Raw genomic sequence first — 12,432 nt, 5'->3', positions numbered from 1 at the left:
TTGCCGCGGTTTTTTATAATCCAAGTTATTTTCTTCTCTTTTCTTCTTGATTATTCGCCTGATCCTGCCTGGTAAAGTGCTAACTCCCCACAATAAGGTCTTACCACTCAATGAGAAAAAAACATTTGCGGCACATATTTTTTACATTACAAAACATTTCCAACCATTAACATTAAAGTTTTTTAGTTATTAATTTCACAAGCAAACGTTTTTGCGGATGAAAGTCAAGATAAAGCACCAAATGTTCGAAATATAATTTTTGTTAATGTATGTTATGCCCGATTAAAACAGGGAGCGGCCTTCCTCTATTGCTCCATGAACGACAGAGGCACATATGAAGCAAGTTACAACACGTCTTCCTAGTCTGATACAGGTATTTATCTCGCTAGGTTTGTTTCTTCTTTTGGCATTTTCATTTACTGCCAAATTAGACCTTCCAATCCAGCTCGCGCTGTACATCGGTTGGTTCATTATTATGCTATTGGGCCTAAGATTAGGTCACCAATACAAAGACCTTGAAAAAGCAGCCTTAAATGGCATTTCTAATGGCCTTGGTGCCGTGCTTATTCTTCTTGCTGTTGGTGCCTTGGTCGGTACTTGGATCTCAGGCGGTATCGTACCGACTATCATCTATTACGGTTTGAAAGCGATTCACCCTTCTATCTTCTTGCTAGCAACAATGATCATCTGTTCTTTGACAGCACTAGCAACTGGTACATCTTGGGGTGCAGCAGGTACAGCTGGTATTGCGATGATGGGTATTGGTCAAGGTCTTGGTGTTCCAGCACCAATCACAGCAGGTGCGGTGCTATCGGGCTGTTACTTTGGTGACAAGATGTCTCCACTTTCAGATTCAGTGATCCTTGCTTCTTCTATGTCAAATGTAGAAGTGGTTGAGCACATCAAAGGTATGCTACCTATCGCGCTGATCAGCTACATCATCACTGGCATTATGTTTACCGCATTTGGCTTCCACTTCGCTGGTAAAGTTGACATGAGCCAAGTGGATTCGGTTATTCAGGCAATGGAACAACAATTTTTTATTACGCCGTACTCCTTTGTCCCTGTGATCATCGTATTGGCTTTACTTGCGATGCGTATGCCTTCTTTCCCTGTGATTAGCTTTGGTTCTCTGCTAGGTATTATCTGGGCAGTGATGATCCAGGATGTAGACTTCCTGACAGCATTCAACACAGCTTGGGCACCATTTGCGATTTCTTCAGGCGTGGATTTCATTGACTCGATTCTAAACCGTGGTGGCATGTCTTCTATGCTAGGTTCTGTTGCGGTGATCGTGTTTGGTCTAGGCTTTGGCGGCCTACTAGATAAGGTTGGCGTACTAGAAACGATTGCAAAGCTGTTCGAACGACGTGTTCAAAGCGCAGGCTCATTGGCAACCAGCACAATTGGTACGGCCTTCATGGGTAACGTATTCGGCTCTGCGATGTACGTATCACTGATTCTTACTCCTAAGATCTGTGCGAAGAACTACGACCGCCTTGGCTACAAACGCAAGAATCTATCTCGTAACGCAGAGTTCGGCGGCACATTAACATCTGGTATGGTGCCTTGGAGTGATAATGGTATCTACATGGCGAGCATCTTGGGTGTGGCAACATTGTCGTATGCGCCGTTCATGTGGCTGAGCTTCGTGTGTATCATCGTGACCATCTTTACTTCTTATATGGGCTGGTTTGTTGATAAATGCGAACCAACAGCTCCAGCAACAGAAGAACAAACAGAAGCTGAACTCAAACAACAAACAGCTTAAGGCTTCAGCTTTCCATAGATAGAAACCTTCCATAAATAAAAAGGACCGATGATTCGGTCCTTTTTTGTATCTGCTATTTCGTGTTGTGACTTCTAGATGATTACGCCGATTTAGTGCTGGCTCTTACCGCTGAGCGTTTACCCAATGCATAACCAAGAACGAGAGGAGCAAAGAAAATCACTAGGATAAACAGAATAAAGTAGATGATGGTGCTCTTTACTAGCTCAATCAACTTATCCATTGCTAGGTTCACCACTTCTTGCGAAACATGGTCTAGGTCCTGAGCAAACTTCTCGCGCTCGTTTGTGATGATTTGAGCAATCTCTTGGCGCTCTCTTGCCACCATTTGCTCTAAAGCCTGACGCTCTTCACTCAACTGAGACAAACGTTCTTCTGTTTTTTGGTCGATATCTTCCACTAGAGGTTGAAGTTGCACAGCCATCTGCTCCGCTAAGTTGCGCATGTACTCAGGGTTGTTATCGATAAAGTCTTTCAAAGACTCAGAAGTCACCTTCAAACTGTTTAGTGCTGCGTTTACTTGTTCAATGCTTGCTGAGCTGTTGAGCGCCAACAACTGAGCTTTCCACGTCATGATCTTTGGTGTTTGCTCAGAGACTAAGCTCAAACGGTCAGACACGTCACCGATGGCCTCTGGCATCGTACCTAGAGTCGTTACCGCCTCTTCTTCGCTAATTTGGTTAGCTTCTAACCAAGCACGATATGCAGGCGTACGAATCATGCTTAGATCCGCAAATGGATACTTCTCAACAAAGCCAGCGACAAACACTTTGGTGTTTTCGTATACGTCTTTCTTCAATAGCGATTTGGCTAACTTGTCAACTTCTTTAGCTAGGTGTACAGACACTTGTTTGGCTTCACCTGTCGTGAATAAGTCTTTGCCTGCTCCTTCACTGTAGAACTGGTTCATCTGGTGAGTGAACACCCACGTATCGATCAGCGCAGCCATTGGCGACACTTGGTAAGCCGCAGCTTGAAGCCCCTCTTCCGCATTGATTTTCCAAAGCAAGATATAAGATTGGTTTACTTTATCGCTTGGTTCGTAGTTTTCGTGCAGCACGTCGGCGGCTTGCTCAACTTGAGCAAAGAATTGCTGAGCATATTCACGCGTCATAATGCGCATATTCAGCTCTTGCTTGGTTAGCGGTACAGTTTGGCTGTCGATCTTCACCTCTAACAGAGAACACCCTGAAAGGCTCAAAACTAAACAAGCCACCATCAATGAGGACAGTCGGCGGATGGACATGAAATTACCTATGGTCAAAATATGTAGAACAGGAACAGTAACGAACCAAGGCATCAGGTTCGCGAGCGCAACGTGATACCTTAGTCTTTGGTATTTTAAGTCAGAGGAATATCAATCTGTTAGTACTTCTCGAATGTTTTCACTATTGAGAACTTTATCTGCAAAAAGTGTCGTTTCCTGCAATACCTGTTCTAGCAAATCAAGCTTGTCATCCGTAACCCGCTCTCCCTGCTTTATCAACGCTTCAATATCACCAGAAATATAGTGCAGAGGCATGGCGCCTATACTGCCAGATACCCCTTTCAAACTATGAGCGATCCGCTGCGCCTGGTCTTTGTCTTTACCTTCTGTGAGCAATACGCGAAGCTTTGTACCATCTTCTGTATGGTCTTGGATAAAGACCTCTAGCAGCATGCGTACCGAATCTTCGTCGTCAGATAAAGAATCCAACATTTTCTCGATATCAATATATGGCTCATTGACTGAGGGAGCATCATCCTCAGTGTTGACGCTCTCAACGGAAGGTTGCATCACGTTTTGTTCTTTCGGGCAAAGGAAATCAGCATGAGTTTCTTGTTCATTTTGCCCAACAAACGCAGGTTTCCTTTCTTCGGAGCCGGATTCAACAGGAGATGGATGAGGTGGCTCCCCTTTCTCCTGAACTGAGGTTAAGGCTGATTGCGAGGTGGGTACTTTTTTAGCAAACACTGCCCACGAATAAGCAGCGAGTAAGGAACCACTGACTAACGTTAAAAAAGTAATATAAAACGTCAACTTGCGTTCAAGAGAGCCAATGACAGAAGCCAATTGATTTGGTAGTTCAGGATTAAGCAGTTGATTCGACAAATGGCTGCCTTGCGCATGAGCAGCAAGCACACTGGAAGTTTGGTCTAATCGGCGTTGAAATGAAGCTTGCTCTTTTACATCGAGACCTTGGGACGCCGTGAACAACAAATCTAACTCTTGGTAGGTATCTGTACTGGTCGCAGCATCGCTAAACATCGCTTCCAATACCATGGCGCCCAACCGGTAATACATTGTACGCAGCTCAAGCGAGTTGCTGCCTGATTCACGACTGTTATGTAGCTGATCGGCCAACGCAACCAATTCACTGTCACTGCCAATAAAGGTTCTCGCACCTTCAAGAAAACGGTCGGTTAAGTAGAAGAGTTGCGTTAAGTCTGGAGCCCCCAACCGATGAGAGTACTCACTTTCTAATTGTAAGCGCACAGCATACACAAGCTGAAGTTTGAGGGACACTTCATCGACATGTTGAGCACGATAAGGAAGCTCAAAGTTAAAAATATTACGAACTTCATCAATTTTACTGCTGAGTTCATCAACCGTAGAGATTGTGCGAATGGTCTGCTGCGCTTGTAACCAAATACCCACCGCGAATACGCACCACGCGGCAAATAAAAACCAAGCAGATCGTCTTATTCCCTCTTTGAATTGCAGCAACGCTTATCCCTCAACTCTTTGTTTTTAATCACAAGCATATACCATGAATTACACCATAACTGTGCGCACTTCACAGAAAAAAAGAGAGCATCACGCTCTCTTTCTTAAATTAGTTACGGCTTAACTGATCTTTTAGGTTTGGTGGCGTCCCTTTGATCGTCAGCGTGTCTGTCTCTGGATCGTAGAAAATACGCTCGCCAAGTAACAGGCTATCAAAGCTGATGTTCAAACCACCGCCGGCACCAACGTACTTTGTTAACTTGCGTACCGTTGAGCGGTCACCGGGGAAAGATTCTTCCAAATCGTATCCTTGCTCTTTGGTAAAGTCCATAAAGCTGGTGCCATCTTGGCTCGGAGGCAGCTCTCCAGACAGTTCAGAAATTTGTACTTCGTCGCCCGATTTGATTTGCTCATTGCAGTAGTTGTAAACCTGCTTTTTGTACTCGTTCGCTTCTTGCTTCTCTAATTTTGAGTCTGCGCAGAAGTCTTCCACCGCCTGCATCAGTACTTGGTTTTGCTGTTTAGTGTCTAAACCAACATCCGCCTGCAGAAAATCTAGGAAGAAGTCTGCCACTTTACGACCCACACGACCTTTAATGTAAGAAAGGTAACGGTTTGACTCACGGTCAGTATCGTAGCTTGAAAGATCGATACGTGCAGCGATGTCCATCTTAGTAATGTCTAGGTAATCCGTTGCATCAATATCTAAGCCTTCTGTGACTTTCAGGCTTTGATTCATTGGTAAGATACCGATAAACAGATAGTCCGTAGCTAAGCTTTGGTACTCAGCAAACACTAAGATACCTTCGTCAGCAAATGGGTACTTAATCAGCTCTTCTTTCAGGCGATTTGCACTAATTTGTGAGAAATCATAGAAATCTCTCTCTCCTTTGCGCATTTCTTGAAGCCAAAATTGAAATTCGCTGTCAGATTGGAAAGAGCCGAAACCTTTACCTGCTTTAGAGTGGAATACGCGATGCAGTTCCGCGACAAGGTTTTCAGTAGAGGTATCGTTTTCTAACGACGCCGGGCGAAGTTTAACAACCAGTTCGTCCTGATCGTTTTTGCACAATTGATGCAGAATAACGTTTGAAAGATGAAGGCTCATAGTGATTTTATCTTGCTACAAGGTTTAAGTTGTTGGGCATTGTAGGTTATCATAAGCCGCTTTTACTATCATTATTAGAGTCTTTATGCCGATTACATCTAAATATACTGACGAACAAGTAGAGAAAATTCTTGCTGAAGTGGGCGCTGTTCTTGAGAAACACGCTGCCTCTCCTGAGTTGACGCTAATGATTGCGGGAAATATCGCAACGAATGTCTTAAATCAACAAGTTGCTGCTTCACAACGCAAAGTTATTGCTGAAAAATTTGCTCAGGCATTAATCTCTTCTCTTGAAGTGCCAAAAGCACACTAATAACGGATAATAGAACAAGTACATGGTAGACAGCGGAAACTCATACGGCGAACGCGTATCCCGACTAGTTGGTTGGGGTCACTGGTTTGCATTCTTCAACATCGTCGCTTCGATGTTGATTGGTACACGCTATATCGTTCAATCCCCTTGGCCAGAGACCCTAATGGGGCAATTCTATCTGGCAGTGTCTTGGGTTGGTCATTTTGGCTTCCTTGTTTTCGCCCTGTACTTACTGGTTCTATTTCCGCTGACGTTTGTCCTGCCATCTCGGAAGTTATTCCGTTTGGTGGCAGTGATATTCGCAACGGTCGGCCAGACCGTCCTTCTGATTGATACTCAAGCGTATCAGTCGATTAATTTGCACCTGAACCCTGTGGTTTGGGAGCTGTTGTTTAGCGAAGATAAAAGCGCGATCAGTTCTGATCTTCAGCACCTTTTCGTGGTAATGCCGCTTATTTTCCTCGTTCAACTTGCTCTGTCTGAGTGGGTTTGGCGCAAACAACGTAAACTGTCTCACAAACACGTTGGTCGTCCATTGGCTGCCGTGTTCTTCTTAAGCTTTATGACCAGCCACTTGGTTTACATCTGGGCTGATGCTTACTTCTACAACCCAATTACTAGCCAGCGCTCTAATTTCCCACTGTCATACCCAATGACAGCGAAGAGCTTTATGGAAAAACATGGTCTTCTTGACCGTGAAGAGTACCTTAAGCGTTTGGCAGAAAACCAAGGTAACATCGACTTAGTCAGCTACCCGCTTGAGAAACTAGAATTCAACCGTCGTGGTAACAAGTTAAACGTGCTGATGATCAGCGTGAATAACCTGCGGGCAGACGCGCTAAACCAAGACGAAATGCCGAACTTGTACAAATTTGCACAAGATAATCAAAATTTCACTAATCATTACAGCTCAAGCAACGACACTTACGGTGCGTTTGGTTTGTTCTATGGCTTACCAAGCAGCTACGCGAGCAGCATCAAAGCGCAAGGCAGTGCACCAGTGCTATTAGATGTATTAAAAGATCAGGATTACAGCTTTGGTCTATTCAGCGGTAATGGTTTTGAAGACGATCTGTATTCAGAGGTCATCTTCCGTGGCTTGAATCTGGCTAATGATCTCGATGGTACACAAGCTCATACCGACAAGCAGTCTATCGCGGCTTGGAACTTATGGCTGACCGAACAAGCGAAACAGCCTTGGTTTAGTTACATCGAAGTCACTACCGTCGATAACTTTGAATCAGAGCCAATGGCGGCGAATGAAGAAATGCCTGCTAGCGAACGATTCAAGAAAGCTTACGAGCAGTCGGTGAAGTCGGCAGATAAAACGGTTGCAGAGATCATCGCCGATTTGGAAGCAAAAGAGTTGCTGGCAAACACGATTGTGGTCATTACCTCTAATCACGGCAGCGAGTTCAACGAAACCAATACCAACAGCTGGGGTGCAAACAGCAACTACAGCCGTTACCAACTGCAAGTTCCTATGGTTATTCATTGGCCAGGTATGCTACCTGCAGAGTTTACACACAGTACTAGCCACCTAGACTTGTCTGTGACCCTTCTGCAAGACATGCTGGGCGTTTCTTCAAACCCATACGATTACAGCAGTGGACGTAATTTATTTGATGAAAGCCGCCGTCGTTGGATCCTAGCGGGCGATACTCGTGAAATAGCGCTGATTACTGGCTCTCAAACCACAGTTATCGACAAATTTGGTAACTACAAGCTGTATGACAGCAATTACAAGCGCTTACGTGAAACATCACCTAAGCTTCCTGTACTAATGCAAGGTTTGACAGAACTTCAACGCTTCTATTCGAAAAGTAATTAATTGAACAAAAGCTCTCCACTGGGCGAGCTTTTTTGATTCTTTTCTCTGCAAACAACACAAAATCGAGCAGTAATCATCCAAACGATTCATTTTGGGGTTTACAAGATTTTCAAAGCCTTATATTATGCGCCTCAACAACGGAGAGATGGCTGAGTGGTTGAAAGCACCGGTCTTGAAAACCGGCATACGTTAATAGCGTATCTAGGGTTCAAATCCCTATCTCTCCGCCACATTTAGAAAGCTCGCATTTATTGCGAGCTTTCGTCGTTTTAGCGCTTAGAAAATTTCGGGATTTCTAAATCCCTAGTTGAACGCAACCCCGGCTCTCAGCCACATTTAGAGAAAGCCCGCTAAGAAATTAGTGGGCTTTTTCGTATCTGAAGGCGTAAGAGGGATTTAGACAAATCCCTCCTTGAATGCAAGCCCAGCACTCCCCCACATTTAGAAAGCTCGTTGAGAAATCAACGGGCTTTCGTCGTTTTGGCACTTGGGAAATTACGGGATTTCTCAATCCCTAGTTAAGCGCAACCCCGAATCTCAGCCAAGTTTAGACCAAGCGTCACCGCACTCAGCCACTTCCAGAAAAACCTGTCTAATCCTCGAAGCACTTTTCAATACGCAAGAAAAAAGCCCACTAATATTTAGTGAGCTTTAATCGTTAGGTATTCGAATGGAAAGGTTAGTTTCCTTTTGCCGCTTTAATCCTTTTATCAAGGTCTGGGTGGGTACTCAACCATTCAGGCAACTCTTCATAACTTTGGTTACGGAACAGTTCAAACATCTCAGCCATCGGCTTTGTGTCGCCATAAATCTTGAGCATCGCCTCTCTTGCAAATGCATCGGCTTGTATTTCGGCATCTCTGGAGTAACCACTGGACAACACAAACACACTTGCGCCGGCAAGATTGTCCACGATGCCAGAGCTTTCACCAGTTAAAAGAGCGACACCAACAGAAAGGACACTCGAATACACCAACCTCTTTAGCATGTGGCGATGATGAATATGACCAAGCTCGTGAAGAATAATACTGTCCAGTTGTTGCTGGTTTTTAGACAGCGAAACTAATTCATCGAGCAACACAATCTTTCCACCGGGTAAGGCAAACGCATTCGCTCCTAGCTCAGAAGATCGAAAAACAATCTCTACTTGGTAAGGCAGAGCCTCTAACTGTGTTAAGTGCTGCTCTACCCTACTTCGAATGGCTTCTTGTTCGGCCTTACTCAGCTCGCTCGGTTCCCAACGGGAATCCAAACTTTCGAGTACCTTTTCACCAAGTACAACTGAGACACTGTCAGGAATCGCGTATGCGACTTTGTTGCTCACCCAAGGAAGCGCGTAATAATACCCCCCGAGCACAACGGCAATACATGCCATCACAGACACTACCCACGCAAGCCAGTTTGATTCTATTTTGTCAACGAAGCTCGATCTTTTATTTGCCTGTAACCATCGAGACACTTCATCAGTCCGTTCGGTAACAAAAACCCAACCATTGGGCAGCTTAAATCTGACGGGTAAGTTACCAACTGGAGCAGTAACCTCTGCATGCTGCTGATCACAGCTGAAGATATTGTCAGCAACAATCAAGCTCAGCGAGTTGGTTTGAGCGACATTCAATATGGCTTGATGTCGCTCAGAGCTTTTTGGTGGAAACGCGGTCCCTTTAAACTGCATTAACCGATCCCAACTCCAAGATCGAAGGCTTGCGCCACTTCATCAGAAATCGCTGATTTCACTTTTGAATCTTGGTCTGCTGCTTTAAGTTGGCTCATGTCTCCAACGACAACCGTCTTATCAGCAACATAGCGAGAAGTACGAACCATTACCCATGGTCTCGCAATACTCAAGGTCACAACTTGTAATAAGAAGTTTGAGATAATCAGCCACATGTAGCCATCAACTGTATAGGTAGACTTAAACGTAAAGTTATTTTCTTCTTGTCCTTCTTTTTCTAGCTTCATTTGAGAGAACAAGTAGTTACGAGTTCTTGTTGCTGTGTATGCCGTCAAGCCGATGGTTAGGCCAATCATACCAAGGTACATGACAACCATCGTAATGACAGGGCTAGATTTATTCAGTGAAGCCAAGTCGCCCGCTGCAGCTTCCATGAGCCCTGAGCTCCCAACCATTACAATGACCGCCACAATCGCAATCGCGACAGCCGTGCTAAGACCAATTGCTGCGGCTTTCAGGTAAGTTTTTACAAAGAAACTGGTTTCAAGTTCACCACTAAACTGCCAATCACCATAACGGTAGCCATTAACAAAGTAGCGTTGAACGCCAACCACAACCCAACCATAAAGTGCGGCCATAACAACGACTGAACAAAGTCCTAAAATAACCGACGCAGCTTGCGAAACGCTCGCAACCGCTACACAGATAACAATGAAAACCATGACCGCCAGCGCTGCACCGAAGCCTCGGCCAAGTATGGTGATGTATGCATCTTTCAGTGACGAATTAAAAGAGAAGTGAACATTGCGGTAACTCGTCATTGCAGAATCAAATCTTGCGTTGCTCCATAACAACCAAGGAAGAGCAACATAAAACAGAAGTAATAGCACAAGTGCAAGTTGGGGAATAAATGAGTTTGCGATACCCCACACCAATATAATCGCCAGCGCGACTAAACGCCCTTTTAAGATTTGCATTGGCTCGGCATGATACTCAAAGTTATCACCGTCGATGTACGTGTTACCGTAGAAGTAGCGTTTTGTTCTTACTTTGGCCCAAGCAGAGTAAATTCCAAGTGTAACGATAGAAAGTAGAACATTGACAATCCAGATGCCAAAAAACTCTCCCCCTCGTCCTTTAAATGAGATGGTATTGGAAATGCGTTGATGGTTCATATACAGTCCGAATAGTTTATTTAATTTTATGAATTTAAAGGTATTATCCTATCTCATTCATAAATTGATAAACTTGACTGCCATGAGCAAACTAAACGTCATTTATCTATAAAACACATATTTACCACACCCCATAATTCACCTGAAAAATAATTTAATAGCCAATTTCGCGCAAATGAAAGCAGTTAAAGTGATAAAAACCATCTATTCAGTGAATTTAATCAACAATAGTTCATTATAACTAAAAAACTCAAAACCTGAGGTGTCACCTTACCAATCAACAGGTTAGTTGCTGATTACATTTTCTGTCAGGTGAATTATAAAGTGTTTGTAACTACCGAAGAGTTATCAGACGGCCTATTATTCTCCTCGGCATATCGCAGAAGCATCTTACTGCATAAGCTAAATCCATCCATTTGTTGTTTTAGACAACGTCAAAGGCTAGGAAAATAAAATTGGGAAAGGATTCCCAGCTCTAAATCCCATTCGAATATTCAAAGCCATTACTGGCTAATATCGCCTTCATCGCGCTCCGACGGTACAGGTAACACTGGTTGATTCTGTTTTTCATGCAACGCTTCTATCAGCTTCCGATCAACCTCAGCAAAATATAGATCTTCGATTGCTTTTTCCCGTAGTCGTAACTTTTCCGTAAAGTCCATATGCAGCAACCTCACTTTTGACCTTGCCCACTTTAAGTATAGGTTCTGATCGTCACCCAATAAAAAAGGCGAGACTTCTGAGTCTCGCCTCTCCACTATTGCAGGGTTTTTATCGATGTTTATAAACCCGTTCTGCTGCATCGATAAGCTGCATATGAATAGGCACCAAATCCGCGTGCTCACTTCGGTAACCACCACCAACAACTGCGGCAACAGGAATGCCTCGGTCTTTCATCAACTGCATTAAGAAGCGGTCTCGCTCAAATATCCCTTCTGTTGACACGTTGAAATAGCCCAGTTCATCGTCAGTATGAATATCCACGCCTGCGTCATAGATGACCATATCGGGACGGTGTAAGTTGATCGCCATTTGGACGACTTCTTTAAACGTCATCAGGAAGGTTTCATCGTCAGTATCACGACGAAAAGGAACATCAAGATCGGAATCTGGCTTCCTCGCAGGAAAGTTCTTATCACAATGAAACGATAACGTGATGATATCTGCCTCATCCTTACACAAGGTGGCAGTGCCGTCACCATGATGTACATCGCTGTCAATAATCATCACTTTGTCGACATGCTCATGATCAAGCATGTGCTTCGCCGCGATAGCAAGATCATTGAAAAGACAAAAGCCGCTGCCAAAGTCTTTATGCGCATGGTGATACCCACCACTGAGATGAATGGCGATACCATGCTCTAGTGCTTTCTCTGCCGTTAACACTGTACCCGCTGTTGATGTCAGCGTTCGTGTTATCAAAGCTTCACTCCACGGAAAACCGATCCGACGCATTTTTGCCGCGGGCATGGCACCAGTCACTAATAGGTCTACATACTCTTCACTGTGAACACGTTTAATTTCATCCGTACTTAGAGGGGTTGGTTGGAAGAACTCAATTTTCCCTCCCCAACTTTCGTTCGCTAACTTCTCCAACACCGCTTGATGCAGGTGGTGATATTTCATGATTGGGTAGCGATGGCCTTCCGGCAGATCAAGTTGTGAGTAAATGGGATGATAAATCAGAGGCAGCATGAGACATTCTTTTCATAAATCGTTGTGAAATAGTACCAACTCCAAGCGTTGATTAAAAAGGAAATTAATTGATAATGATTTTCAATATCAATTAATTTCCTTTTGCTATGAATAAAACCCTATACACGATTCTTGGTGC

10 protein-coding genes and 1 tRNA gene are annotated in these 12,432 nt (G+C 44.1%); 4 read left to right on the top strand and 7 right to left on the bottom strand.

Going from position 1 to position 12,432, the window contains the following annotated elements; genetic code table 11:
• Positions 1–334 precede the first annotated feature (334 nt).
• Positions 335–1,771, top strand: coding sequence for a Na+/H+ antiporter NhaC (gene nhaC / locus KHO06_RS05960; protein WP_005439709.1), 1,437 nt, complete (start codon positions 335–337; stop codon positions 1,769–1,771).
• Between the two features lie 100 nt (positions 1,772–1,871).
• Here the strand turns inward: nhaC and KHO06_RS05955 are convergent, their stop codons facing one another.
• From KHO06_RS05955 to yejK, 3 genes are all read right to left on the bottom strand, one after another.
• Positions 1,872–3,035: a hypothetical protein gene (locus KHO06_RS05955; RefSeq protein ID WP_047481123.1), complete on the bottom strand. Its 1,164-nt coding sequence runs from the start codon at positions 3,033–3,035 to the stop codon at positions 1,872–1,874.
• A 111-nt stretch (positions 3,036–3,146) separates the two neighbouring features.
• Complete coding sequence (locus KHO06_RS05950; protein ID WP_212582235.1) at positions 3,147–4,496, bottom strand: Hpt domain-containing protein; 1,350 nt, start codon at positions 4,494–4,496, stop codon at positions 3,147–3,149.
• A 109-nt stretch (positions 4,497–4,605) separates the two neighbouring features.
• Positions 4,606–5,604, bottom strand: a complete 999-nt coding sequence (gene yejK, locus KHO06_RS05945; protein WP_212582234.1) for a nucleoid-associated protein YejK — start codon at positions 5,602–5,604, stop codon at positions 4,606–4,608.
• An 85-nt stretch (positions 5,605–5,689) separates the two neighbouring features.
• Here yejK and KHO06_RS05940 point away from each other — a divergent pair, with 85 nt between their 5' ends.
• The 3 genes from KHO06_RS05940 to KHO06_RS05930 all read left to right on the top strand — a co-directional run bounded on the left by KHO06_RS05940 (position 5,690) and on the right by KHO06_RS05930 (position 7,978).
• On the top strand, positions 5,690–5,917 hold the full coding sequence (locus tag KHO06_RS05940) for a YejL family protein (RefSeq protein WP_005432983.1): 228 nt from the start codon (positions 5,690–5,692) through the stop codon (positions 5,915–5,917).
• 22 nt (positions 5,918–5,939) lie between these two features.
• Positions 5,940–7,748 (top strand): DUF3413 domain-containing protein, encoded by a 1,809-nt coding sequence (locus tag KHO06_RS05935; protein ID WP_045377315.1) that lies wholly within the window; start codon positions 5,940–5,942, stop codon positions 7,746–7,748.
• Positions 7,749–7,887: 139 nt separating this feature from the next.
• Positions 7,888–7,978: transfer RNA gene (locus tag KHO06_RS05930), tRNA-Ser, on the top strand.
• Positions 7,979–8,427: 449 nt separating this feature from the next.
• Here KHO06_RS05930 and KHO06_RS05925 read toward each other — a convergent pair.
• The 4 genes from KHO06_RS05925 to KHO06_RS05910 all read right to left on the bottom strand — a co-directional run bounded on the left by KHO06_RS05925 (position 8,428) and on the right by KHO06_RS05910 (position 12,293).
• Positions 8,428–9,423, bottom strand: a complete 996-nt coding sequence (locus KHO06_RS05925) for a M48 family metallopeptidase (protein WP_081233235.1) — start codon at positions 9,421–9,423, stop codon at positions 8,428–8,430.
• On the bottom strand, positions 9,423–10,598 hold the full coding sequence (locus KHO06_RS05920) for a YjgN family protein (protein WP_038891467.1): 1,176 nt from the start codon (positions 10,596–10,598) through the stop codon (positions 9,423–9,425). The genes KHO06_RS05925 and KHO06_RS05920 overlap by 1 nt, the downstream gene beginning before the upstream one ends.
• 503 nt (positions 10,599–11,101) lie before the next feature.
• Positions 11,102–11,260, bottom strand: coding sequence for a hypothetical protein (locus tag KHO06_RS05915; protein WP_179136891.1), 159 nt, complete (start codon positions 11,258–11,260; stop codon positions 11,102–11,104).
• Positions 11,261–11,369: 109 nt separating this feature from the next.
• Complete coding sequence (locus KHO06_RS05910) at positions 11,370–12,293, bottom strand: histone deacetylase (protein WP_212582233.1); 924 nt, start codon at positions 12,291–12,293, stop codon at positions 11,370–11,372.
• Positions 12,294–12,432 lie beyond the last annotated feature (139 nt).

It is taken from the genome of Vibrio sp. B1FIG11 (assembly GCF_905175335.1).
Lineage (GTDB): Bacteria > Pseudomonadota > Gammaproteobacteria > Enterobacterales > Vibrionaceae > Vibrio > Vibrio campbellii.
Note: the sequence above shows the minus strand (reverse complement) of the source record. Positions and strands in the feature narration are given on the sequence as shown.